We start from the raw sequence: 26,900 nt of genomic DNA, 5'->3' as shown, positions 1-26,900 counted from the left end.
GATGCTTGAACAAATGGGTAAAGCGGCAAAAGCGGCCTCTTATCAACTGGCGGTCTTGAGCACGGCGCAAAAAGATCGCGCGCTGCTGACGATTGCGGATTTGCTGGAAGCCGAGAGTGCGACGATTCTGGCGGCTAACGCGCTGGATTTAGCCGATGCGCGCCAAAATGGCATGAGTGACGCATTGCAGGATCGTTTGCTCTTAACGCAAGACAGGCTGAGCGCGATTGCCAGCGATGTGCGTCAGGTATGCCGCCTGACCGATCCTGTGGGGCAGGTGATTGACGGCAGCATGTTGGATAACGGGCTGAAGCTGGAGCGCCGCCGCGTGCCGCTGGGCGTGGTCGGTGTGATTTATGAAGCGCGCCCGAACGTCACCATTGATGTGGCGTCCCTGTGCCTGAAAACCGGTAACGCGGTGATTTTGCGCGGTGGAAAAGAGACGTACCGCACCAACGCGGCGACGGTTAAAGTGATTCAGCAGGCGCTGTCGCAGTGCGGTCTGCCAGCCGCTGCGGTGCAGGCGATTGAAAGCCCGGATCGTGAGCTGGTCAATCAACTGCTGAAGCTGGATCGCTACGTAGATATGCTGATTCCGCGCGGTGGCGCAGGCTTGCACAAGCTGTGTCGCGAACAATCGACGATCCCAGTCATCACTGGGGGTATCGGCGTTTGTCATATCTATGCTGACGACAGCATCGATTTCGACAAAGCGCTGACCGTCATTGAAAGCGCCAAAGTGCAGCGCCCTAGCGCCTGCAACAGCCTGGAAACGCTGCTGGTCAATCAACGTATTGCCGACCGTTTCCTGCCAGAGCTGAGCAAGAAAATGGCGGCGGCAGGTGTTACGCTCCACGCCAGCCCATCAGCGATGCCTTATCTGACCGGTGGCCCGGCAAGCGTCGTTGCGGTGGAAGAAGCCAACTATAACGATGAATGGCTCTCTAACGACCTGAACGTTACGCTGGTGGACGATTTGGATGCAGCGGTCGCCCATATTCGCGAACATGGTACACAGCACTCTGATGCGATTCTGACGCGCTCCTTGAGCAATGCGGAACGCTTCGTGCGTGAAGTGGATTCCTCTGCGGTGTATGTCAACGCCAGTACACGCTTCACCGACGGCGGTCAGTTTGGCTTGGGCGCGGAAGTGGCGGTCAGTACCCAGAAACTGCATGCGCGCGGCCCAATGGGGCTGGAAGCACTGACCACCTATAAGTGGATTGGTTATGGTGACGATTTGATTCGCGCTTAATCAATGCATAGCTGCGTATATCGAGAGATATGCGCAGCGTTATTTTCATTCTGTTTTATTACTTTTCTCTTTTGTCTAAATAAGACATCTCATTCCAACTGTGATTTTTTGCTGTGTTATATGTATTTAACGTAAAATGTAATACAGCAATAGAATTGCAATAAAATAACCGCATCAGAGAAATATCCTCCAATAGTAACAGGCTATGCTTTGTGCGGCGTATTCACAAATACATAACCTGTCTTGCTATCGGAGGATAAAGGGTAATAATGACTTATCCTCTATTACAATGATGCGTTATTTCATATTAACGCTGATGTTTCTCTGCGGCATTGTGGATGGAGTCGGCGGTTTCACGAGCATTCTTTTCCGCGCGGCTGTTAAAATTATCTGCTTTCGATTTGACGTCAGCCCAGCCTTTTTCGGCGTCTTTTCTGGCTTCGGATTCTCGGGATTTCACATCAGCTTTGACTTTGTCTGCCCGTTCTCTGGCTTCTGGCTCCCTTGATTTAAGATCAGCTTTGAAATCATTCGCTTTTTCCCGCGCCTGGACCTCATGCTCATGCACCTTAGTTCGTGCTTCTGACGCTTTTTCTCTCGCTTCAGTGCGATCGTGACTGAGGGCTGATTTTGCTGATGCCCGGGCGGAATCCAGATCATTTGCTGCCACCATGCCAATGTAACTGGTTCCCAGAATTAAGCCTAAAAACAGTGGTTTCATATTCATGGTCTATTTCCTCTTACAGCGCTCATGACTACGCTAACAATAACCTTGCCGTCGACAACGTATTATTGAAAGCTTCACGTTAAGACCGCCTCCTTGTCGTCTTGGTCATTTAAGTAGAGCAAAATAGAAAATAAAAAGAATAGGGAATTATCCTAAACAGTACACTTGGGTTTTGTTATGTATTGCATTTATATCGGAAAGGTAAAAAGATATTTTTATTGTAAATATCATGCTTTATAAAACAGGAATATGTATCTGCAAATAAAACGGTGTTTTCACATGATTAGGGACTGTCTTTCTGGTACTTCATCCGAAGAAGATGGTGACATAGGAAACATGCTCCGCATGCGCGTCCGTTAAGCCGAAAAGCTATAGCCTATAGCGTTATTAGCACGGAAAATTATCAGAACAGCGTGGATGCTGATAAAACCAGCAGACGATCGCCAAACGCTTGACTTGATGTACCATTATCACTAATTTGTCACCCCGTAGTTCACGTCTGGCTCTCGCCACGACGCTCCCAAAGCCGATATAGCTCAGTTGGTAGAGCAGCGCATTCGTAATGCGAAGGTCGTAGGTTCGACTCCTATTATCGGCACCATAAAAATCAATAAGTTATCTATATTTTGCGTAAACTACATTCTTCTTTTGTGCCATATTTGTGTCGTTTGCGTTCTAAAATTGCGTCGATTTTGCTCGCGTGTCCTGTTAGATGACCAGCGGATAAATGCGCATATCCCCGAACCATTTCGATGCTTTCCCAGCCTCCCATTTCTTGTAACACCGATATTGGCACTCTTCACCTGCACTAGCCAGCTTGCCTATGTATGTCTCAGGTCATGGAATCTAAAATCGTCTACCCAAGTGCGAAATAGCGAGGTAGATAGCAGAAACGACAAAACCGGCTCCGGCTAGTTTTTTACGTCAATGCCGAGCTTATTTATCAGGCATAACCACCCGCTTTATACATCGCAATTAGATTTTTTCTCAGTGCTTCCCTTTCCTGTTTGTCAGGGGGAAGCGGCGTATCCTCAACCTTGAATCCCTCAAGGCGCATACTGTCCCGATAGTTTTTGAGTTTCACCTGGTTGTAGTAATCACGCTTTTCTTCCAGCGTCACTATGAGTGAGGGGCGCGTGTTGTTTGGCAACGCTTTTGCGGTGATTTTACGATGTTGTTTAAATATCGACAGATCGATATTTTTCAGTTTCTCGATCAACCTTTCTCCGTTACCAAACACGCCCCATGACGAGATAGACAAGACTTGCCGTTTGCCATTTTTTACGCGTGTAATGCTGATATCCATCGTTGACTGGAGCGTGTTTAACACTTCCTGTACTTTTCTTTCAGAGACACCTGTAGCGGTGACGATAGATTGCGTTAATCTGAAGGCCTGATACGAACAGGCACTATCTTGCACCTCAATATATGAAGGTGAGTCAGGTGCTGAAAGAGAATGAAAACGATGGCATTGTTATCCATCCGCGTAAGAGGGATCACGATGTAACGGTATAAATATTAATGCGTTAGTGCCAAATGTAATAGCTGATATACCTTGTTCATGCTCCTTTGAACACACCTTCGAAATCTACCCCGCTTAAATCCGGGGAAGTGCAAAGCATATCTCTTGCAAGCGCACGCCTGCGGTTGAGCAACACATCTAAAGTTTCCTCAAATGTCGTAATATCGCCGTCCCTTACGGTCGGGTAATACACATACACATCTTTTGTCTGACCGATACGGTAGGCGCGATCAGTTGCCTGATCTTCTTTTGCCGGGTTCCAGCAGCGGGTGAAATGAATAACGTGGTTGGCTTTCTGAACGTTAACCCCAAAACCAACCGCTACCGTGGAAAGAATAATCACACCAAAGCTGGGTTGGTCCTGGAAATCATCAATCAATCGCTGACGGCTGTTCTGGCTCTGACTTTTAGTGCTGGTATCACCATTAATTATCACCGGGCGGAAGCCAAACCGCTGCTGAATCGCATGCTGTATCTCGCGCTGTAGATCACGCAGCTCAGTGAAGATAATCACCTTGTCTTTACTGCTGTGTTTAATTTCATCCAGCGTTTTCAGCATCCAGTTAAGTTTTGGCGAGCCTTCCCGATAGCGAGGCCCCGGGCTAACCACTGCCGGATGCGCGCAAATGAGTTTGAGTCGATGTAACAACCCTAACATCCCAACGCCCGACTGCTGCATTCCTTCGCTTAGCGCCTGTTGTTGTTGCCAGTTGGCAATAGAGGAAAGATACAGTTGCTTTTGAACTCCTGAAAACGACAGTTGCTTACAACTGGTGACTTCGATTTTTTGCGGCAGATCGCGCGCTACCTCTTCTTTAGTTCGGCGTAATGTTTGTGGTTCAATCAACGCTCGTAAACTTTCAAGTCGCCCCGTATCACGACCCGTTTCATTTTCTATAGGGCGAACATAGTGCTTGCCAAATTCATTGAGCGCCCCTAATAGACCCGGCTGAGCGAAATCAAATAGGCTCCAAAGGTCTACAAGCGTATTTTCCACCGGTGTGCCGGTGCAGGCTACTTTGAACCTGGCTTGTACGGCATTCGCTGCATGGGTGATTAATGCTGCTGGATTTTTTATTTTTTGAGCTTCGTCGCACACCATAATGGACCAATGCTGACGCGCCAGTGAGAACTCCTGATCGCGAAGGGTTTCGTAAGTTGTCAGAATAATTTTCGCCTCACTCTGCCAGCCGGGTTTGAGTAAATTCTTGATCCCTTGAGACTGTAGATGAGCTGGAATGGCTTGTTTCGGGTATTTCACCGCTTTAATGGTCTCACCATACAATTTCAATACCGGAATACCTGCGGTGTAGAAGAAATTATCCAGCTCACGTTCCCAGTTATCTAAAAGAGAGACCGGGGCGACAATGAGACTTGGTGGTTCGTCTGGGAATTTTTCAATGAACCAGACCAGAAAACTCAGAATTTGCAGCGTTTTCCCTAGTCCCATGTCATCCGCCAGCAGGCAGCCTGCCGTTTCCTGAGGTGAACGAAGGAAAAGTTGCTGAAGCCAGGCCACGCCTTCACGCTGATGGTCTTTGAGTCGGATATGCTCTTTCAGACTCAGAGGAATTTCAGGTTCAGCATGACGTGCATTGAGGAGTGAATCGCGGCGCTGTTTGATGTAGGCCACATCTTCAATGTTCTGTTCAATTTTGAGGACAGCCCGGACTGTTTTATCAACAGCATTGCCCTCAGATTCATTTGCTGTATTTTTCTGTTTTTCCCAGTTCCTACTGAACGTTTTAGCTGCATCCAGCGGCAATTCAGTATCATTCCAGGGGGAGATGATATGCGTTTCGCCAGTAGCTTCTGCCTGGGTGATTCTCTCCTGCAGTTCATCGAAATGCTGCAGGTTATCAGGTTGCCAGCCATCCAGCGTTTCGACCGAAAATGCGGAGAAATCGATATCGTCAGGGAGCCAGTCTTCGCTTTGCGCTTTGCTCAGCCAGCGAGATGATATTTTTTCAAATTCACCGATACCAATAACGCGATCGCCATATTTGTTGATATCCAGAACATCGGTGAACTCTTTACCTTCGACTTCCTGTTGCCAGCGCGTCAGCAGTGACTGGCAATCATGCCACTGCAGTTCGGTGAATTGGCTCAATTCCAGTTCGTAACCCTGCCAGGAACCTGCTGGCATTTGTGCGGCAACGCTGATACCCAGAGCCTGAACAAATTTATCCAACTCCCATGGGGCAGAGAAGAGGAATGACACTTCCGGTTGTGGTACCGGTGAGATTGGCTCCAGAACCAACGCAATATCCTCTATTTTGTTCTCATCATTTACGCGAGGCTGAAGCTTGAAGTGATGGAAGAAAATATGGGCATCAAACAGTGCCTGTTCATGTTCTTCGGGGGCAATAACACTGGCGGCATCTTCACCCAGGAAGGTATAGGGGTTGCGAACAAAGGAAAGCGCTTCACTACCGGCCACCCGACGGCCTGGGATTGAGTGTATTGAATTCAGGACTTCTTTCACTTCGGGAGGGATGATGACATGGCTGAGTTCGCCATTCTCTCCGGGTATACGGTAGCTATCATGAACCTGCAAGTTTTTGTCAAAACTACCGAGCCAGTTAGCTGGCTGGTCCTCGAAGTGGGGCTCAATTTCGATAACGGCAGTATCAGCAACTGTCGCCTTACGCAGGCGTAACGACAATGAAGTTGGTTTGATGACATGCGTTTTTTCTAAATAATCATCAAATTTTGCGGCGGCCTGTTTCGCACATTTGCGAATTACAGCCCATCCCAGTTGATTGGTGGTTTCGCCGGGAGCCTGAGTTTGCTGCATGCTGAGCTGCTCGGTTGCCTGCAAGAGTGCCCAGTTTTCTCGTGACAACAGATGCTGCTGATTTTCATGAGTAAAAATAGCTCCGGTACGGCTAAAGCGGATAGGTTGACGCGCGGGAAGTGTAGCCCATTCAGCAATCCAGACGCGGAAATCACTATCGCTTAGAGCTCCTCGCGAACTCAAACTTGCACGTAGGGGCAAAATCTCAGGCACGCCAATCAAAGGCAGGCTGCTGGCATGTTCCTCGTCTTCCAATAGACGATACAATGCATCCCAACTCAACAACCAGCGGTCTGTTAGTGATATCAGATAGTCTTCTTCAGCCAGTTGTTCAAGCCAGGATGCCAGAGCCCAAAGTTCCAGGTCATCAACCAGCGATTGCTGAAAATTGAGTCCGTTTTCCTCAATTTGGTACTGATTCTTCAGGTGGCGTTCTATCTGCTGACGGTTTCCCGTCAGTTTGTTTAACAAACGTTTCAGCATTATTTGATCCAGTAGCGATGAGGTTCTTTAGTCACAGGGGCGAAACCCAGTCGTAGCAACTCTCTTTCCGTTGTGTCATCCGGAGATTTGAGCTGAACGGAGAGCACACCACCTTTTTGTCGGTTATCGCTGACTATGCATGAGGTGTTTTCAACCAAGCGCTGTATTGCCGTATCCCGCAATGGATTGATGATTTTGATATCAGATACCGAGGCGGGTGAGGGGGCTTTTTTATCAACAAATTTGATGGGCTCTTCAGCCATCCAGCGGATACCCAGTTTGCGCAGTTCATCATCATATTTCAGCATCCAGCCAGTGAGTCGGGCTTTGGTGTAGCCTTCGGCTCGTGGAGTATGTGGAAGACGAAGAACATTACGGTATTTGTCTTTTAATTGGATATTAATATCCAATGAGTGTGACTCTGGGTTAAATGGAGCCTGACCCACTCGGTAGGCATACATCGCGTTCCCCGTCCCTGAAAACTCAACGAAAATGTAATCGTTAATCTGCATGATCATGGCGTTATCGAAACTACGTCCACCGCGCAGATGACTCAGTCGTCCACGATTCTCCTCGCGGAATCTCATAAAATCGCTGCCACGATCTTGCCAGGCATCGGGCCCCATAACAATACGGGTAAATCCCATCTGGTTCGCGAAGCGTAGCCAGTAGTGCAATCGTGCCTGATCAACATCGTCATTCCCGCGTAATAGCTCAAAGAAGTGCATCAGATCTTGCTTTGCCAGCCAGCCCCGTACCATTGCTGCGACGGGTTCAGAAACATACTGATGCCATTTGTTCTGTTGGCTTTTCAGTTGCGGGTTATCCCAATATTCCAGGGCGGCCTGTTTCAGAGCGGAATGTGCTTGATCACGATAAGTAGAATGGTAATAGCGGGTCAGCGTCGCCGTTATGATGTCATCGCGAAAACGTATCCACTGCGCCGCCAGGCCTAATAGCCAACTGATTTTGTCCAGATAATGAGGATCATCCAGAGTATCAAGCTGCGCCAGCAATACGGTGAAAATACGTTTCCACAACCAGCTGCTGTCGGGGATTTGCGCTATTTTTTCTAATGATGATAAAGAGTTGCTCTCGCCGGAAAGTAGCTGATGGGATATCACTCCGCCAGCCTGGGGCGTAAAAATGTCGTGGTAAAACTCAATAGTTTTCATCCATGACTTTTCTCTGCGAATTGCGGTTTTCACTACGAAGTAACCCTGGGCGATATGCCCACGCAGCACACACCAGTGTGGATTGTTCTCCGGATATTCGTGCCTGTAGGCAAAATAGCTTGAACAGAGTGCTGCCCAGTCCCGGCGTTTCAACGTTTTGGTTTCGAGCCGTCTTTTGATAGCGCTGTTTACCTTCGGGAAAAAATGCTCATCCTCCAGCAATACCGGCTGGTCGGGGGATAGAGGGTCATTATCGGCAAGGCCATAAAACACCATCCGCCACTCACGTTCAGTCAGTTCTTCCGCAAGGCGAAAACGACGCAGGGCTGCCAGTCGCATTTCATGCGGCGGTGTGGGTATCTTCTCTGCTTTATCAAAACGTTTTTCTATATCGAGGGCTGCAGAGGCCAACGCGTGAAAATCATTGCGTAGATAATTATCATCCTGCTGGCAGGAAGACATCTTCGCTGCAATACGCTGCGATAGAGAATTCAGTGCGGGTGTCATTGCGGCATTACCAACTGGCAAACTTCTTTATTCACGACCGGAGGGAAATCCACTTCTTCGGCCCCACCACGTTTATCCTTAAGCCCGAAAAACTGCATGCGCAACTCGACGCGGCGGCTGGCTTCTTTGCTCTCTTTCGCATTATTAAACGAGACACCACCAGCAAGGAAAAGCTTACGAATTTGGATCTGCTGTTCTGCAGAAATACTTTTTTGCAGAGGACTACGACTATCCAGCAAACTGCACATGACCCATTCAGAGCGCTGAAGGGAGAGATGTAGGTTGTAAAGGTACGAACCATCGGTGTCGGTAAATCCTTCAATGACGATTTGTTTAAACCACTTTTTGCCTTCATCACTGTCAGATGCCTCCAGTACAAGTGGAACGACATCCTGTAATGCTTTTTGCCCTTCGGCGTTCAGGAAAAAACGATTGTGGTCGAAACGACCTGCCTCACCAAAGCTGATGCGGTTATCGTGGCAATCCACCACGATGGTTTTGTTCACATTACGTGCATGCAGCTCCAGGCGCTCACATAATCTGGTGATATCCTGCCCTCTGACTTTTTCCCCTTGCTCCGCGCGTTGAATACGTTGTGTAACGGAGCTTAGCGACGCGACCATCACCACCAGAAATAGCACCATCATGGCGGTCATCAGATCGGCATAGGAGATCCAGAAGGGTTTCTCTGCTTCATCACCGCGGCGTTTTCTAACACCAAATGCATTTCCAAACATCAGCCGTCACTCCTCAGGCACGAACGCGTGACAGAACATCGTCAAGCTCACTGACGCTTTCTCCGATCTGTTCGACAGAACCTGCAAGCAGATTAGAGGCTTTGGCCATCTCAACGTCCAGTTTGCCCAGCGTTTTATCCAGGCTGCGCGAAACACCTTCTGAGAAGTCTTCAAAACCTTTTCCGAGCACGTCACTGACATTCTCCATAAAGGTCTGCGCTTCACGGTTATAGCTCTGCAAGCGCTCACCATGCTGCTTGAGGTCGGTAATGAATTGGCTGCGGGTAGTCTGTTCAGACTGAGTATTGGCTGCAAGCAACTCCAGCATGGCAATGGATTTGCTGACGGCTTCCCGATTGTTACGATAATCCGCGACAACGGAAGTGAGTTCGCTGGTGGCAAGGGCGAGCGATGAACCTGCCGATTGTGCTTTATTCAGTACGTCAGCCGTGAGGTGATTGGCTTCCGACACCTTTTCTCCTGCATGCTCAAAGCGCTCGGCCGCAACACGCATCTTGTCCGCGCCGTTTTGCATATCCTGAATCTGTCGGTTGGTTTGTTCTGCGAGTTTATTCAGTGTTTCCGTCGTCCCTTGATGTTGGCTGGCAACGGTTTCAATCAGCTGTTTAATCTGATCGTCTACTTCACTCATCACCCGCTGCGTCTGTTCGTGCAGGGACTGCTGGTTAGCCTGCTGGTTCGCTGATATCTGTTGCTGACCCTTATCTATCTGCCCAAACAGACTGCTCAACTGCTCCCCGAGTGCTTCGACAGAAGCCGCCATTTTTTCCATTGTGGCACTTTGCCCCTGCTGCACGGAATTCTGAATGGCTTCAATAAAGGCGGACATATGTTCTGCCTGGGCTTTTTCTCGCGCTTCGCTGTCGGCGAACATTTTCTCCAGTTGGCGTGCCATACGTTCACCAGCACCTTCGCCTTCAGCGCCAATTTTGGCGACAGAGGACTGTAAGCTGGTGAGCATGTCATTCATGCCCGCCTGCATGGCCTGTTGGCCCGATTTCATTTCAGAGAGCAGTTGTTCAATTAACTGCGCGCTGCCCTGACGGGAATCGTCGCTGACCTGACGCATGTCCTGTAGCAGGGCGGAGAAGCCGCTTTGCATCGTCTGAATCGCACCGACGGTTTGCCCCATCATTTCGTTGAGATTCGTAAACTGCTGACCAAAGGTAGTGTCGAGCTTCGCCATAAATGCAGTCAGTACATCCTGCAGCATGTTCTGTACCATGCCGCTTTGATCGCCGCTGGCGGTCTGAACTGCACCCGCAATTTTATCCAGCGGTGACTTCAGGCTATTTTCGATTGCGCCACTCACCTGGTCGGCAAACTGTGCGCTTGATTCGCGGTAGGTGTTGCTTAATGTATTCGCGAGCCGTTCATTTTCAACTTTCTGGCTTTCGGCGAGATGGAGCAGCATGTCACGAAGATCGGTGACCAGGCTCTCTTTCAGCTGGCGCGCCTGAGTGGCGCTTTCGTTGCTGGACTTCACCAGTGAGGCGAGATATTCCTCTCCCACCCCGCTGATATAAAGCTTGTCGATGGAAGCGGTAAATTTTTCCAGATATTTATAGCATTTCGCCAGAGAGAATTTCTCCAGCCATGTGACAACGATGGACGCAAATATAGCAACTGCAGAGCCAAGGAAAGCGTAAAGCACATCGTGCAGCAGATTATTGACGCTGCTGGCCACTTGCTCCGGTGTGCTGGGGTCAAAATGGTTCAGGCCAATCATCAACCCATAGAACGTGCCGATAATCCCCACCCCAGTCAGTATTCCGGGGAGATGCTTAAAGAATTCAGTATTAAGTGGAATATCTACCAGTTGCTGTTCTGAGAAAAAGTTGGCGCTCGGTGCGGTGGCGCGAATTTTCACAATTTTCTCTTCACTGCCAACCAGTTCGCGCTGCGGATGCAAGGAGTCTGCAAATTCATTCCAGGCATGCTTTAGCTCTGGTTGAACAAACAAATTCTTCAGATGTTCTAGTTGATTATCTGGCTCATCATTTTCAATATTATTAATTGACTGTGTATATTTTTTCAGTTGGTTAACAATTTTAACCGACCTGTAGAGATAAAAGAAAATAAAACAGAGAAATGCAACACTGACGAGGCCAATAACGGTTGCTGGCACCATATAGGGTTGCACAGACGTAAGCGCCAATAAAATGGAATTAAGCCAGGGCATAGTTTTACCTGTTTCATATAAAAAAAAGCCAAAGAATAACCATCGACAACATTCTGATTACCTTTAATCAAAATTTATGCGCAATTACTCACTTTTAACACTTTGTAAATTTATCGTTTCGATGCTGCGGGACTGCTCTTACAGTTCAAAGGATGAGCTGCGTATCTGGTAAAAGCGCTGAAGTTGCAAACGGAACGGCGGTTTAGTTTCCTATTATTCACCTCTCAAATGCAAATTTCTTTACGCAGTGGCGTTTGTAATCATTACCGTTCCGGGTATCATTTTGCGAACTGCATTCCAAAAATGAATTTGCAATAGGGCATGTTTGCTCTTTCTTTGCGATTTACCCCGAGGATTTTCATGAACAACGCCGAACAACAGTTCCTGAACGAGCTGGATAACAAATTCTGGAAGGCCGCTGACAAGCTGCGCGCCAATATGGATGCCGCCAACTACAAGCATGTCGTGCTGGGGCTTATCTTCCTGAAGTATGTGTCCGACGCCTTTGAGGCCCGTCAGCAGGAATTGATCAACCTGTTCCGCGATGTCGGTAACCCGGACAACATCTACGCCATGTCACGCGACGGCTATGACTCTGATGAAGATTTTGCACAGGCAATCGTTGATGAACTGGAAGTGGAAGATTACTACACCGAGAAGAATATCTTCTGGGTCCCTAAAGCGGCTCGCTGGGAAACGCTGAAAAACAAAGCCATGCTGCCGACCGGTACTGTGCTGTGGGTGGACGAAACTACCGGGCAGGACGTCAAGCTGCGCTCGGTTTCCTGGCTGGTGGATAACGCGCTGGATGAAATCGAAAAAACCAACCCGAAGCTCAAAGGTATCCTGAACCGAATTAGTCAGTATCAGTTAGGCAACGAGGTACTAACCGGGCTGATTAATACCTTCTCTGATGCAAACTTCAGCAACCCGGAATATAACGGCGAGAAGCTCAACTTAAAAAGCAAAGATATTCTCGGCCACGTTTACGAATATTTCCTGGGGCAGTTCGCACTCGCAGAAGGCAAGCAGGGTGGCCAGTACTACACGCCAAAAAGCATCGTGACCCTGATTGTCGAAATGCTCCAGCCTTATAACGGCCGCGTGTATGACCCGGCGATGGGTTCCGGTGGGTTCTTCGTTTCCAGCGACCGCTTTATTGAAGAGCACGCGGGCGAGAAGCAGTACAACGCCGCCGAGCAGAAGCAGAAAATCTCCGTCTACGGCCAGGAATCCAACCCGACCACCTGGAAACTGGCGGCGATGAACATGGCGATCCGTGGCATCGACTTCAACTTCGGCACGAAAAACGCCGATACCCTGTTGGATGACCAGCATCCGGATCTGCGCGCCGACTTCGTGATGGCTAACCCGCCGTTCAACATGAAGGAGTGGTGGAACGCGAAGCTGGAAAATGACGTGCGCTGGAAATACGGCACGCCGCCGCAGGGCAATGCCAACTTCGCGTGGATGCAGCACATGGTCCATCACCTGGCACCAAAAGGTTCGATGGCGCTGTTGCTGGCTAACGGCTCGATGAGCTCCAATACCAACAACGAAGGCGAAATTCGCCGAAACTTGATCGAGGCCGATCTAGTGGAGTGCATGGTCGCGCTGCCAGGTCAGTTGTTTACCAACACCCAAATCCCGGCCTGTATTTGGTTCCTGACCAAAGACAAATCCAGCGGCAACGGCAAAGCGCACCGCAAAGGCGAAGTCCTGTTCATTGATGCCCGTAAGATTGGCTATATGAAAGACCGCGTGCTGCGTGATTTCACCAATGAAGATATCGCCAAAATAGCCGACATCTTCCACGCCTGGCAGGCGGATAAAGACTACGAAGACGAAGCTGGATTCTGCTTCTCTGCAACGTTGGAAGATATTCAAAAAAATGACTTTGTGCTGACCCCTGGGCGCTATGTCGGTGCTGCCGAGCAGGAAGAAGATGATGAACCCTTTGCCGAGAAGATGGCACGACTGACGGCGCAGCTGAAAGATCAGCTGGAAGACAGCTCGAAGCTTGAAGCGCAGATTAAGGCGAATCTGGGGGGACTGGGTTATGAGTTTTGAATTATCAAGAGCAAACTTAAGTCGTTTAATAACACACAAAAAAGGTTTCGCTTTTAAATCAGAGGACTACCTTTCTTCTGGTGTTCCAGTTGTACGTGTAAGCAATTTCACTTGGGACTCTATTTCCAATAATGATCTACGATATGTTTCTCATAAAGTAGCTATTAGTAACAAAGTGGTACAGCTCAACGAAGATGATGTAATTGTTGCCACCGTTGGTTCATGGCCTCAGAACCCTGCTTCAATAGTAGGTAAGGTTGTAAGAGTTCCTCGTGAACTGTCAGACGCGTTATTGAATCAAAATACCGTTAGACTTAGAGTTATTGATGAAAAACCAGTTAATCAGAAATATTTATATATTGCTCTTAAAACTAAGGAGTTCTCTGACCATCTAATATCCAAAGCTCAAGGAAGTGCAAATCAAGCAAGCATTACTTTATCAGATATTTTCTCCTATGATATTCCATGGGGGACTTACCCGCAGAGAAAATATATTGTTAATGTTATAGATAGTATTAATTCTAAAATAGCCATTGCTAACCAAATCAACCAAACCCTAGAACAAATGGCTCAAGCCCTGTTCAAAAGCTGGTTTGTCGATTTTGAACCGGTAAAAGCCAAAGTTGCGGTGCTGGAAGCGGGCGGTTCGCAGGACGACGCGACCCTTGCAGCAATGACGGCGATTTCCGGGAAAGATGCTGATGCATTGGCTGCTTTTATGCGTGAACACCCTGAGCAATATGCTGAGTTAAAAGCCACTGCAGAGCTGTTTCCGTCTGCGATGCAGGATAGTGGACTGGGAGATATTCCGGAAGGGTGGCTCGTTAGTGATTTATCAGAAGTAGCACTATTGAATGCAGAATCATGGTCGAAAAAAAATACTCCTGAATCTGTCAGTTATGTGGATTTGGCAAATACCAAATGGGGGGTTATTAACTCTATAGAAACGTATCAATTTTCAGATTCACCAAGCAGAGCAAGAAGAATATTAAAACCGCATGATACAATCGTTGGTACAGTTCGGCCGGGAAATAGATCCTATTCCTACATAAATAAAACCGGATTAACCGGAAGTACTGGGTTTGCTGTACTAACTCCTAAGGCTCGAATTTTTAGTGAGTATATTTATCTCTGCGTAACCTCAAATGAAAGCATTGAGCGTTTAGCTCATTTAGCCGATGGTGGCGCTTATCCTGCTGTGAATGCCGATGTTGTACTTTCTACACAATGTGTATTGCCTATTGAACGAGAGATACGAGAGGCTTTACTCAAGATCTTTAGTTCAAAAACTGACATATTTTTCTCATACAGAGCTAATAGTTTGAGTCAAAATGAAATGCTCTCGAGCATACGCGACACCCTTCTCCCCAAACTTCTCTCCGGCGAAATCACCCTACCGGAAGCCGAGCTGGCAGTAAGCGAGGCGGAAAATGTATAAAGTCGACAGACATAAAAAATGCCTAGACTCCTTACAGGAAGTCTCTTTCAGCAGTCTCGGCTTTACTGAACGCGGTGATCTTCAGGAGTGGCTAGCAAAAAACCCCCAGGCGTTGACTCGTGATAATGACGACGAACTACTGATTATCCAGAAAGAGTTCGCCGGTTTTGACGATACCAAGGAGCGTCTCGACCTGCTGGCGATCGATAAACAGCGTAATCTGGTGATTATCGAAAACAAGCTTGATGACTCAGGGCGCGATGTAGTGTGGCAGGCGCTGAAATATGCCGGTTACTGCGCCAACCTGCGCAAAGATCAGATCCTCGACATCTTCCAGCTCTATCTCGACAAATACGAACCAGAAGAAATTCGTCCGGCGGCGGAAGTGATGGCGGAGTTTCTGGAGTGCGAAAGCCTGGATGAAGTGCAAATCAACCAGAGCCGCACGCAGCGAGTGATGATGGTCGCGGCCAGCTTCCGTAAAGAAGTGACCAATACCGCTCTGTGGCTGATGCAGTTTGGCCTGCGGGTGCAGTGTTTTAAGGTTAAGCCGTATAAATTCAACGACGATGTGTTTGTCGATATTCGCCAGGTGATCCCGACGCCAGAAGCGGAATCCTTCATGATCGGTATGGCACAGAAAGAAGCCGAAGAACAGTCCACCAGCGGCGGGGTCAAAGCGATCCTGATGATCCGCAAGGCATTCTGGACCAAAGCGCTGGAACGTCTGAAGGCCAGCCCTTGCACACTGTATAACAATATCAGCCCCTCGACCGACCATTGGCTCAGTGCTGGCTCCGGTATCAGCGCCGTCTCATGGAACCTGATTTTCAGCAAAAAAGAGAGCCGCGTTGAGCTGTGGATTGCCAAATCATCGGCGGAGAGCAACACCTTTGCATTTAATTGGCTGTATGAGCGTAAAGATACGATTGAAAACACTTTTGGCCATGCGCTGAAGTGGGAGCCGTTGCCGGGCAAAAAATCGTGCCGAATCTCTTTCGCCACGCCCGCCACCAGTCTGGATGAGAGCAACTGGCCAGCGATGATTGACTGGCTGTTGGTAAACCTGACGGCGTTTGAAAAAGCGCTCGACCCTTTTATCGCTCCATTGAATATGGCGCTGAAAGAGATTTCTAACGCGCCGGAAGAAACGGAAGAACCTGAGACAGAGGAAGCCCGATGTTGAGCGAAGACGATTTAGAACAACAATGCCTGCAATGGTTTGCTGAACAGGGTTGGGAAGTGCTGCACGGGCCAGATATCGCGCCGGATGGCGATAATCCGCTACGTGCCTCATTCCATGATGTGTTTCTGCGCCCGGTGATGCTGGAACAGTTGCAAACCATTAATCCTCATCTCCCTGTTTCCGTGCTGGAAGAGGTGATACTCCGTATTGCCTATGCCCAAAGCCCGGATCTGGTCGTCAGCAATAAAAGCTTCCACCACCTGTTGCTGGACGGTGTGCCCGTCGAGTACAAGCGTGAAGACAAGACGGTTCACGATAAAGCGTTGCTGATGGATTTTAACCACACAGACAATAACCGCTTTATGGTAGTGAATCAGGTCGCCATTCAGGGCACAAAACAGGTTCGTCGCCCGGATGTGATTGGCTATATCAATGGCCTGCCGGTGGTTGTGATTGAATTGAAAAGCCCGATTGATGCGAATGCCGATATCTGGGCTGCGTTTAACCAGTTACAGACCTATAAAAACGAGCTTAGCGACCTGTTTATCTGCAACGAAGCGCTGGTGGTGAGCGACGGGCAAAATGCCCGTATTGGCTCTCTGACTGCGGACGAAGAACGCTTCCTGCCGTGGAAAACCGTCGCTAATGAAGACGACAAACCGCAGTTTGACTGGCAGCTTAAAACCGTGGTGCAGGGCTTCTTTAACCGCGAACTTCTGCTCGATTACATTCGCTACTTTGTTCTGTTTGAGTATGACGGTAAACGGATGATCAAGAAGATTGCCGCCTATCATCAGTTCCACGCTGTGCGCGAAGCCGTCGCGGCAACGATTGTGGCGTCTACCGGTAAACACCTGCCGCTGCGTAGCAACATTACCCCCGGCAGTAAAAAAGCAGGTGTGGTATGGCATACCCAGGGCTCAGGCAAAAGCATTTCAATGTGCTGTTACGCTGGAAAGCTGCTGCAACAGGCGGAGATGAACAACCCGACCATCGTGGTGGTGACCGACCGTAACGATCTTGACGGGCAGCTCTACGCCACATTCTGCCAGGCGCAGGGCTTGCTGAAGCAAACGCCTTTACAGGCTAACGACCGCGACGAATTGCGCGAGCTGCTCAATGCCCGTGAATCCGGCGGCATCATATTTACCACTGTGCAGAAGTTTGCGCCTCTGGACAGTGAGCAGAGCCATCCAGCACTCAACCTGCGCAGCAATATCGTGGTGATTTCCGATGAAGCCCACCGCAGCCAGTATGGCCTGAGTGCGACCCTAGACCGCGAAACCGGGGTTTATAAATACGGCTACGCAAAACACATGCGCGATGCGCTGCCAAATGCGTCGTTTATGGGATTCACCGGGACGCCGATTGCGTCTGAAGATAAAGACACCCGTGCCGTGTTCGGTGATTATGTCTCTATCTACGATATTCAGGATGCGGTGGATGACGGCGCGACGGTGCCTATCTACTACGAATCCCGGCTGGCAAAACTCGACCTGAACCATGAGGAGTTAGAAACACTCTCAGATCAGGTGGATGAGCTGGTGGAAGATGAAGAGACAAGTCAGCAAGAGAAGACCAAAGGCGACTGGAGCCGTCTGGAAAAGCTGGTAGGTTCAGAGCCGCGTATCAAACAGGTAGCCGCCGATCTGGTTCAACATTTTGAAACGCGCAATGCAGCCATGAATGGCAAAGCGATGATTGTCGCCATGAGCCGCGATATCTGCGTGAAGCTCTACAACGCCATCGTAGCGATCCGCCCGGACTGGCACAGCACGGATGTCGAACAAGGCGCAATCAAAGTCATTATGACGGGCTCAGCATCAGATAAAGACCATCTCCAGGCTCATATCTACAACAAGCAGACCAAAAAGCGTCTTGAAACTCGTTTTAAGGATTTGAACGATCCGCTGAAGCTGGTGATCGTCCGTGATATGTGGCTGACTGGGTTTGATGCGCCATGCTGCCATACTATGTATATCGACAAACCGATGCGCGGCCATAATCTGATGCAGGCCATTGCGCGCGTTAACCGCGTGTTCCGGGATAAGCCCGGCGGGCTGGTGGTGGATTATATCGGCATTGCGAACGAGCTGAAGCAGGCGCTGAAAACCTATACCGACTCAAAAGGGAAGGGGCAGACCACGGTGGATGCCCGGGAAGCTTTTGCCGTCCTGCTTGAAAAAATCGACATCATTCATGGGATGTTCGCGCCCTTAGCAGGAAAATCAGGCTTTAGCTACGAAGGCTTTTCTCGCGATCCTTTGGCGTTCTTGCGCGATGCCGTTAACTACATTCTGGGTCTGGATGACGGTAAAAAGCGTTACCTCGACGTCTCGTTGGCGATGAGTAAAGCTTGGTCATTGTGTAATACCCTTGATGAGGCCGAACCTTTACAAGAGGAGTTCGCGTTTCTTTCGGCGGTTAGGGTGGGACTGATTAAGCTTGATCCGAAGGCAAAATTTGGCCAGTCAGAGAAAAATTCCCTGTTAAGCAAGATTCTCGATAACGCCGTTGTTGCGACTGGTGTCGAGGATGTGTTTGCCCTGGCTGGGTTAGATAAACCTAATATCGGTCTGCTGTCTGATGAGTTCCTGGAAGAAGTACGGGAAATGCCTCAGCGTAACTTGGCCGTAGAACTGCTGGAAAAACTGCTCAATGATGGCATTCATGCTCGTTCCGGCAACAACGTCGTACAGCAGAAGAAGTATTCCGACCGTCTGAAAGCCGTATTGCTTAAATACAATAACCGCGCCATTGAAACCGCGCAGGTGATTGAAGAGTTGATCCAGATGGCTAAAGCGTTCCAGGAAGCGATGGCGCGCGATGATGTACTGGGCTTAAACCCAGATGAAATCGCTTTCTATGATGCGCTAGCAGAAAATGAAAGTGCGGTGCGTGAGCTAGGAGATGAAACACTCAGAAAGCTGGCTATTGAAGTCACGCGGCAGCTGCGTAAATCCACCACTGTAGACTGGCAGGTACGTGAAAGTGTTCGTGCGCGGCTCCGTATTCTGGTGCGCCAGACGCTGCGTAAATACAAATATCCGCCGGATAAAACCGCGGGTGCGGTAGAGCTGATTCTGAAGCAGGCTGAAGTGGTGTCTAACAGCTGGACGGTATAGCGCCTTCACTTAGATTGAGAGGGCTAAATATCACTCTCCGGCAACGTTGAATGTTCCAATTCATTCGGTCATCTTTTTAAATTTCTATATTTGTGATTTTTCAATAAAGAATGGACACATTAAATCCACAGTTGCAAAGTGAATATAACCTCGGCACACACCCACTTTACGATCTGTGGGGCATCTGGCGTCGGCGGTCAAAAAAAATATCACTGTCTCCAGGCCAATTGGTATTCAAATATCATGGCGTAAGTGAGAAATTGCCTATTGGCGATATTAAAAATATTAAGTTAAAGCAAAGATGGTTATATGCTGAGATTGTAATTGGGACAGAACGTGAATCATATCGTTTAAATGGTTTCAACTTTCAGCAGCTTGAAACGCTTATCCAAAAGATACAGTGTGCAGCTCTGGATATTTTTCAGCATAGCGTCGAGTGGCGGGAGTTACTTGGGGTAGTCAAACGCTATCAAAAAGGGCATCACTATTTCTCTTCATGGGAATGGCGCTCTTTGTCACAGTTAGTTCTGGTAAAACAACGTTTGCAGGACCTTGCCATTGACGCCGATTTTATTGCTCGTGAAGGCAGCAACCCAATTGCACAACTGGCACTGAAGTTATCCGTGGCTGATGTTTCAGAATCAGGAAGAAATCACTTTAACGAGCTGGTCATCCCACAACTCTTGTCGTCTTATCAAACTTTCTTTGATCACATCGAATCACAGCCACTGAGTGCTCCTCAGCGTAAAGCATGTGTAACTAATGATGATCATACTTTGGTTATTGCTGGTGCCGGTACAGGTAAAACGTCGACATTAATCGGTAAGGCGGGGTATCTATTGAAGGCTGGTTTAGCTCAGCCTGAAAACATCTTAATGCTGGCTTTCGGTAACAAAGCCGCGCGGGAAATGGCTGAACGTATTTCTGAGCGGTTGCCAGAGAGTGGTGACAAGCTAAAAGCGACAACCTTCCATGCTTTCGGTAATCGTATCGTTGCTCAAAGTATTGGCGTCAAGCGTTCGCTTACACGTTTTGCTGAGCAAAATAATGAATTACGCCAATTTATTGAATCAACATTAGAAGCAGAAGTCAGCCTCCGTGATGATTATAAAACAAATTTAGTTAAATATTTTGTTTGTTATAGCACGCCAGGTCGTTGTGAATACGATTTCAATACCATTGAAGAATATCATGAGTTTCTACAAAGTTGTCGTCTGATTACCCTGACTGGGCAATGGGTTAAAAGTGTAGGCGAATTGCGGGTTGCCAACTATTTGTATTTGTATTCTGTACCCTTCGAGTACGAAGCGAATTATGAGATCAGCACAGCAACCATTGAACGCCGCCAGTATAAGCCTGACTTCTATTTGCCGGGAAGTAAGACCTATATTGAATACCTTGGCGTCGATCGGGAAATGAGAACGGCCCCTTTTGTCGATCAGGCCACATATCTCGAAGGATTAGCCTGGAAGCGGAAATTGCATAAACAGCACAATACCCGCCTAGAAGAGTTGTATAGCTATCAATTGAGCGAAGGGACGCTGGAAGAAAATATCCTCGATTTACTTAATCGGGTTGAGGAGCCACAGCATTTACGTGACACAGATACACTCCTAGATGAGCTTAAAAGCTCTGGTTCATCGCCGTGGCAGGGCTTTATAGATTTGATGCTCCGTTTTCTTAGCCTTTTCAAAGAGGGGCAATTTTCGTTTCCAGACCTCCTAGCGTCACCTCAACGTATAGATATGGGGCGTACCCAGGCATTTATCGAGTTATTTAAACCCGTTTATGATGCCTACGAAGCTCATCTCAAAGAGCAGCAAGAAATGGACTTCAGCGATATGATCGCGGAAGCGACAACGGCACTTCAGGAAGGACTGTTTCATCATCGTTATGACTATGTTTTGGTCGATGAGTTTCAGGATCTTTCTGGTGGGCGAGGGAAGCTATTAAAAGCATTACTGGGAACCCGGGATAACATGCGGCTGTTTGCAGTAGGGGATGACTGGCAAGCCATTTACCGCTTCAATGGCTCGGATCTCCGCTTTTTTACCCGCTTTGATCATCAGTTTTCGCCCGCGAGAATGTTACCTCTGGACAAGAGTTATCGTTTTAACAATCGCATACATGAGCTTAGTTCTACCTTTGTTACTCGAAATCCGGCGCAGTTGAAGAAAGAGATTACTACCCACGTACAGGTGGAACATGCGGCAGTACAACTGCTCGATATTCAGGAAAAAATACCCGGTATTGACCTTGCCGATCATAACCAAAAGAAAGCTGAGGCTTATCGTCAGCAAATCAAGAGAGCACTTACTCGTTGCCAAAATCGGGAATTGAGACTTAACAGTACCCGTCAAGCACCAGTAATGCTTATTGGCCGCTATCGTCTGGAAAATATGCGAGACCTTAAGGAACTGGACGTAAAAGCGCTAATGGTCGAATTTCCACTCCTGGATATCCAATACCAGACGGCGCATGCCAGTAAAGGCCTGGAAGCAAATTACGTGCTCCTGCTGGGACTCGAAAAGGGGAGTTTTCCATCAGCAAAAGAAAATGATGAGCTGATAGACCTTCTTCTCCCAGAGCAAGAGCCATACCTGTTTGCCGAAGAGCGTCGGTTATTTTATGTCGCCGTTACCCGTGCCCGTCACTATGTATTTATGATCTTTGATAGTCAGAACACCTCAGTTTTTGTTGAGGAAATTGCAAAAATGGGTAAACAGCTTATTACGAAAAGTGATTCTCTTGAGGTCGGTCAATGGCGTTGTCCAGATTGTGAATCCGGCTCCTTAACGGGCAAAGTGAGTCGCTATGATAAAAAATTCTATGTCTGCTCTCACTCCCCTGCCTGTGATTATATGGCTAGTGCCTGCAAGCAATGTAGCTCACCGATGGTGATGTACAATGGTATGCAAAGGATATGCGCGAATCCGGAATGTAAGGAGATTGAAATTGTCTGTCGACGCTGTGGTCTTGGCACAATGGTTAAGCGTAAGAACAAAGATGGTGGCGTTTTTTATGGCTGTAACCGCTATCGTAGGGATGAAGCAGACTGCTGTTATGAAAACATTACGAGCGAAGAGTACGATCGGAGAGTAGACATCGCAAAACAACATGCAGCGATCATGCAAGAGAGATGATGAAATCAACATTTGAGTGGATACGTAAAGCACAACGATGTCTGCGGATGCCATCGTCTTGGTTACCAACAACTTCGTGGTACGTCTTATTTTACTGCTCTGTGATTCAGATTCGCGATCGCCACGTGAGACTATTTTGCCGACAATGGGATTGTGATTCCGGTTGGTAAACTTACAGACAACCTGGTTGTGATCAGTGGTGCGGGCCACTTATCGGAACTCATTGGTTTTCTTGAACAGGGCGACATGTTCCAACCGTGTGGTGGGGAAGAGAGCCCTACTGGGCAGAAGCCCTATATGAAGTTTCACAAGTAATGCAGGATGGTGGCCGCTTGGTCACTATTGACGTTAAGAAAATCTGTAAATATCTCGGAAAAATGAACCATTCAATTTTAGATATCTTCCGACATACTGATTATCTCCCTTCAGTTATCTACTCTTTCGGCTCCGCTATTCAGCATAATAAGAGGCAGACGATTCACTATATTTGCAAATCCTCTGAGGTCGTATTGCAGCACGGATAGGAATGTTAGAAACCTAACTTCTACCCCTCCATACCACGAACCACTTTTCACGTAATGCATCCACCAGCAGCGAAAATGCTGGGGCTGACGCTGTTGATAGCGATCTCTGGCGCGCTCATCGCGTTGGCACCCAACTATATGATCTACATGGCAGGTCGTGCACTGATAGGGATCGCTATTGGGGGATTCTGGTCGATGTCGGCGGCGAGCGCGATTCGTCTGGTCCCTGCGCATCAGGTGTTGCGTGCACTGGTTATTTTTAACGGCCGGTTCGCGTTTGACCATAGCTGCTACCAAAGCTCTTTCACTATCAGCGGCATGTTCTTAGTGATAGACGCCACTCTGGCTTTATTGACGTCCGTAAAGGTCTCCACCCAACCCACTGAGGATGATTCTCCAATGAGAACGTTTCCCAGGCGCATTCAAAGGCGTTTAGCGAAGACGCGTACAAACGTGTAGGTCAGCCGAAAGAGCTGTACATCGTTCTTCAAAGATAACCTGAAGTAATGCAAAGAAGGGCGTCCTGTCAGGGCGCCCTTCTTCCACGATATTGCGGATAATCCGCTTCACGATATCTTTTGATGGCTTAATGCTTTTTCCCTCGTCGCATGCCGAGAATCACGTTCAGCCTGGAATCGTCTTCTACCGAATAACTGCCATTTTTTAACCTAAAAATGACGTCAAAAAGATCATTTCACTACATCTCACAGTGGTTTTTGTTATGAAATAACGAAAAAACACCATGGTAAGTCATTAGTTCTTTGTTTGTTGTTTTTTATAGTATAAAAACCCATTAATTTTCATTAAAAAATCAATGATTGCTAAACTATCTAATATTTATTTCTTAACAGGGAAATAGTTTATTAAGGTAATGGAGATATTTGTTCTGTCAAAAGTAAAAAATAGAGGGGAAATATTTTCACTAAATTAAAATTAATGAGCTTTTTGTTATTGGTGATTTTTATTAGCGCATTAAGTATTTCGTTTTTAACGAAATTAAAAGGCATAAAATATATGCCTTTTCCGTTAATTGAAAATCAGCGGTATATTATTTTTTCTTCTGTTTATTTTTACTTAAGGTTAAGTTAATTTATTGTTTTTAATGTGTTTTGTGTTTTAGTGATTCCGTTTAGTTGCTCTGCTATATAAGCATTGACCGTGCGTTTATGTTGTGTGTATGATCTAAACTCAAAATATAAATGTATTTAATTCCTTCTTGGTGTGATTCTTTTTACGCCGATATAAACCGTAACATTACGGTTTTATTATGCTTTTTAATTCGGTTTTTAATTTATTTCATCTCGCTGGTCGAAAAACAAATACGCTATACCCTAAATAATTCGAGTTTCAGGAAGGCGGCAAGAGAAGGAATCCCGATGAGCTTACTCAGGTAAGTGATTCGGGTGACCGAATGCAGCCAACGTACATGCAACTTGAAGTATGACGGGGATATTTGTTTGCCGAATTGCTGCCGTTCTTATGGATTATGGCGGGCTTTTGGTAGGAATCGACTTTACTTCTCCGGGCCCGAGTGCCCTTACGTTGGTATAGACACATGGCAAAAGGAACTGATGGTGCATCTGTCGCACCAAAGGAACGTATTAATATCAAATATGTTCCGGCCACTGGTGGTCAGCAGGCGGAAATAGAATTGCCGTTGACGCTGATGATCGTGGGAAATATGAAAGGGCGCACAGAGGAAACGCCGATCGAAGAACGTCAGACCGTATCGATCGATAAGAACAACTTTACCTCAGTGATGAAAGAAGCAAATCTGGAATTGAATTTCAGTGTGCCAAACCGCCTTGAAGAAGAAAGTCAGGACGACCTGCCAGTGAAACTGAGCATCGGCGGTCTGAATGATTTCTCCCCTGACCGCATTGCCCAACAGGTGCCTGAATTACGTAAGTTGCTTGATTTACGTGAAGCACTGGTGGCGCTGAAAGGCCCCCTCGGCAATATTCCCTCATTCCGTAATCGTTTGCAGGATCTGTTGTCCAGCGAAGAAGCCAGAGAGCAGCTTCTGAAAGAGCTCGATCTGGTCAAACCCGCCGAATAATTGATGTTTATTGACGAAATAGGGAAACGAATATGTCAATAGTTGAAGAACAGGTTCAGGCAGGAGCCGCCAATGCTTCTGGATCGCTGCTTGATGACATCATGGCTCAAGCGCGTATCAGCCCGGTTGATGAAGGCTACAGCGTTGCTAAACAGGGCATTGCCGCGCTGGTTGCTAACATTCTTGATAGCGGTAATGCAGCAGAACCCGTGAACAAAGCGCTGGTCGATAGCATGATTGTCGAACTGGACAAAAAGCTCAGCAAGCAGATTGACGTTATTCTGCATGCGAAAGAATTACAGGAACTGGAATCTTCCTGGCGTTCGATGAAACTGCTGGTTGATCGCACCGATTTCCGCGAAAACATCAAACTGTTGGTGTTGCATGCGACGAAAGAAGAGCTGTTGGAAGATTTCGAATTCGCCCCTGAAATCTCACAGTCTGGCTTCTATAAGCACGTGTATTCCAGCGGCTACGGCCAGTTTGGTGGTCAACCTATCGGTGGCGTAATCGGTGACTATGCGCTGACGCAAAGTTCACCAGATATCAAGCTGATGCAGTATGTCAGCGCCGTGGGTGCGATGGCGCATGCGCCGTTCATCTCTTCCGTTGCACCGACCTTCTTTGGCGTGGATCGCTTCACCGATCTGCCTTCCATCAAAGATCTGAAATCCGTTTTCGAAGGCCCGGCCTACACGAAATGGCGTTCGCTGCGTGAGTCCGAAGACGGTCGCTATCTGGGGCTGACGGCACCGCGCTTCCTGGCTCGCCTGCCTTATGACCCGGTAGAGAACCCGATTAAGGGCTTCAACTACAAGGAAGATATCAGCACCGATCACGAACACTATCTGTGGGGCAACACCGCCTATCTGATGGGAACGGCGTTGACGGACAGCTTCGCGAAATACCGCTGGTGTCCGAACATCATTGGCCCGCAGAGCGGCGGTGCGATTACCGACCTGCCCGTGCATGTGTATGAAGCCATGGGCCAACTTCAGGCCAAGATCCCGACTGAAGTCCTGATCACCGATCGTCGCGAATATGAAATGGCCGAAGAAGGCTTTATCACACTGACGATGCGTAAAGACAGTGACAACGCGGCGTTCTTCTCGGCTAACTCGGTGCAGAAGCCGAAGGTGTTCCCAAACACCAAAGAAGGTAAAGAAGCGGAAACCAACTACAAGCTGGGTACGCAACTGCCGTACATGTTCATCATCAACCGTCTGGCGCACTACATCAAAGTGCTGCAGCGTGAACAGATTGGCTCATGGAAAGAGCGTCAGGATCTTGAGCGTGAGTTGAATACCTGGATTAAACAGTACATCGCCGATCAGGAAAACCCGCCGGCAGATGTTCGTAGCCGTCGTCCTCTGCGTGCCGCACAAATCAAAGTGCTGGATGTAGAAGGAGAACCAGGTTGGTATCAGGTCACCATGTCTGTGCGCCCGCACTTCAAGTACATGGGGGCGAACTTTGAGCTGTCGCTGGTAGGGCGTTTGGATAAGGAATAAGACTTATGCCGTCTCTTTCTGCCTGGGAAAGGGGAAACGCGGCAAGTCTGTTTGATCGTATCCGTGGGGAGGAGCGTCGCTCCTCCCCTGAAACGGAAGTTGAAGCACTGATCGAGTCCGTTAAGCGTCAATTGGACAATGTGCTCAACACTCGGCCCGGAAATTGCCGCAGCGCACCTGAGCTTGGCGTGATTGATTTTAATGACGCGACGCAGGGTGGGGCGGACATTCGAGGGAAAATCCGGGAGGCGATCCGACAGTGTATCTGTCGCTTTGAACCGCGAATTGTTCATGTGGATGTCGACACATCGGACTATTTATCGAATCCGATGGAGATGTCGTTTCAGGTTACCGCCCGGGTCAGATTGGAAGATCTGGAGCAGGTTGCCTCTTTCAATATCCATATGGATAGCCACCGCCACTACAGAATGATCTGAT

At 48.1% G+C, this 26,900-nt stretch carries 15 protein-coding genes, 1 tRNA gene and 2 pseudogenes; 11 read left to right on the top strand and 7 right to left on the bottom strand.

What is annotated here, in order from left to right; translation table 11 throughout:
* Position 1 precedes the first annotated feature (1 nt).
* Entirely contained in the window at positions 2 to 1,255 is a 1,254-nt protein-coding gene (gene proA / locus ACIPUG_RS18845) for a glutamate-5-semialdehyde dehydrogenase (RefSeq protein WP_400339694.1), read from the top strand.
* 307 nt (positions 1,256 to 1,562) lie between these two features.
* Here the strand turns inward: proA and ACIPUG_RS18840 are convergent, their stop codons facing one another.
* On the bottom strand, positions 1,563 to 1,982 hold the full coding sequence (locus ACIPUG_RS18840) for a hypothetical protein (protein WP_039467479.1): 420 nt from the start codon (positions 1,980 to 1,982) through the stop codon (positions 1,563 to 1,565).
* Between the two features lie 525 nt (positions 1,983 to 2,507).
* Between ACIPUG_RS18840 and ACIPUG_RS18835 the strand changes: the two genes are divergently transcribed.
* A tRNA-Thr gene (locus tag ACIPUG_RS18835) sits at positions 2,508 to 2,583 on the top strand.
* Between the two features lie 18 nt (positions 2,584 to 2,601).
* Here ACIPUG_RS18835 and ACIPUG_RS18830 read toward each other — a convergent pair.
* The 6 genes and pseudogenes from ACIPUG_RS18830 to zorA1 form a co-directional block, all read right to left on the bottom strand.
* A pseudogene (locus tag ACIPUG_RS18830) lies at positions 2,602 to 2,851 on the bottom strand (tyrosine-type recombinase/integrase); the annotation flags it as partial.
* 74 nt (positions 2,852 to 2,925) lie between these two features.
* Complete coding sequence (locus tag ACIPUG_RS18825) at positions 2,926 to 3,201, bottom strand: YhfG family protein (RefSeq protein WP_400339690.1); 276 nt, start codon at positions 3,199 to 3,201, stop codon at positions 2,926 to 2,928.
* A gap of 340 nt (positions 3,202 to 3,541) precedes the next feature.
* Positions 3,542 to 6,784: a type I Zorya anti-phage system protein ZorD gene (zorD, locus tag ACIPUG_RS18820; protein ID WP_400339687.1), complete on the bottom strand. Its 3,243-nt coding sequence runs from the start codon at positions 6,782 to 6,784 to the stop codon at positions 3,542 to 3,544.
* Entirely contained in the window at positions 6,784 to 8,466 is a 1,683-nt protein-coding gene (gene zorC, locus ACIPUG_RS18815; protein WP_014916368.1) for a type I Zorya anti-phage system protein ZorC, read from the bottom strand. Before zorC ends, zorD begins: the two co-directional genes overlap by 1 nt.
* Positions 8,463 to 9,203: a type I Zorya anti-phage system protein ZorB1 gene (gene zorB1, locus ACIPUG_RS18810; protein ID WP_039523278.1), complete on the bottom strand. Its 741-nt coding sequence runs from the start codon at positions 9,201 to 9,203 to the stop codon at positions 8,463 to 8,465. Before zorB1 ends, zorC begins: the two co-directional genes overlap by 4 nt.
* Positions 9,204 to 9,216: 13 nt before the next feature.
* The gene (gene zorA1, locus ACIPUG_RS18805; protein ID WP_039523403.1) at positions 9,217 to 11,406 is read right to left on the bottom strand and encodes a type I Zorya anti-phage system protein ZorA1; all 2,190 of its coding nucleotides are present in this window, start codon (positions 11,404 to 11,406) and stop codon (positions 9,217 to 9,219) included.
* Positions 11,407 to 11,766: 360 nt separating this feature from the next.
* Between zorA1 and ACIPUG_RS18800 the strand changes: the two genes are divergently transcribed.
* From ACIPUG_RS18800 to tssE, 9 genes and pseudogenes are all read left to right on the top strand, one after another.
* Entirely contained in the window at positions 11,767 to 13,476 is a 1,710-nt protein-coding gene (locus ACIPUG_RS18800; protein WP_400339684.1) for a type I restriction-modification system subunit M, read from the top strand.
* Positions 13,466 to 14,914, top strand: a complete 1,449-nt coding sequence (locus ACIPUG_RS18795) for a restriction endonuclease subunit S (protein ID WP_052238172.1) — start codon at positions 13,466 to 13,468, stop codon at positions 14,912 to 14,914. Before ACIPUG_RS18800 ends, ACIPUG_RS18795 begins: the two co-directional genes overlap by 11 nt.
* Positions 14,907 to 16,100: a DUF4268 domain-containing protein gene (locus tag ACIPUG_RS18790; RefSeq protein WP_400339681.1), complete on the top strand. Its 1,194-nt coding sequence runs from the start codon at positions 14,907 to 14,909 to the stop codon at positions 16,098 to 16,100. The genes ACIPUG_RS18795 and ACIPUG_RS18790 overlap by 8 nt, the downstream gene beginning before the upstream one ends.
* The gene (locus ACIPUG_RS18785; RefSeq protein WP_400339678.1) at positions 16,094 to 19,225 is read left to right on the top strand and encodes a type I restriction endonuclease subunit R; all 3,132 of its coding nucleotides are present in this window, start codon (positions 16,094 to 16,096) and stop codon (positions 19,223 to 19,225) included. Before ACIPUG_RS18790 ends, ACIPUG_RS18785 begins: the two co-directional genes overlap by 7 nt.
* A 110-nt stretch (positions 19,226 to 19,335) precedes the next feature.
* A complete protein-coding gene (locus tag ACIPUG_RS18780; RefSeq protein ID WP_400339676.1) occupies positions 19,336 to 22,368 on the top strand; it encodes a UvrD-helicase domain-containing protein in 3,033 nt (1,010 codons plus the stop codon).
* 599 nt (positions 22,369 to 22,967) lie between these two features.
* Positions 22,968 to 23,159: pseudogene (locus ACIPUG_RS18775) on the top strand (MFS transporter); the annotation flags it as partial.
* Positions 23,160 to 24,447: 1,288 nt separating this feature from the next.
* Positions 24,448 to 24,951, top strand: a complete 504-nt coding sequence (tssB, locus tag ACIPUG_RS18770) for a type VI secretion system contractile sheath small subunit (RefSeq protein WP_010282535.1) — start codon at positions 24,448 to 24,450, stop codon at positions 24,949 to 24,951.
* 32 nt (positions 24,952 to 24,983) lie between these two features.
* On the top strand, positions 24,984 to 26,462 hold the full coding sequence (tssC, locus tag ACIPUG_RS18765) for a type VI secretion system contractile sheath large subunit (protein WP_039276617.1): 1,479 nt from the start codon (positions 24,984 to 24,986) through the stop codon (positions 26,460 to 26,462).
* Between the two features lie 5 nt (positions 26,463 to 26,467).
* Positions 26,468 to 26,899, top strand: a complete 432-nt coding sequence (gene tssE, locus ACIPUG_RS18760) for a type VI secretion system baseplate subunit TssE (protein ID WP_005972060.1) — start codon at positions 26,468 to 26,470, stop codon at positions 26,897 to 26,899.
* Position 26,900 lies beyond the last annotated feature (1 nt).

This window comes from Pectobacterium sp. CHL-2024 (assembly GCF_044751765.1).
Taxonomy (GTDB): Bacteria; Pseudomonadota; Gammaproteobacteria; order Enterobacterales; family Enterobacteriaceae; genus Pectobacterium; species Pectobacterium brasiliense.
This window is presented reverse-complemented; position numbering and strand designations above follow the sequence as displayed.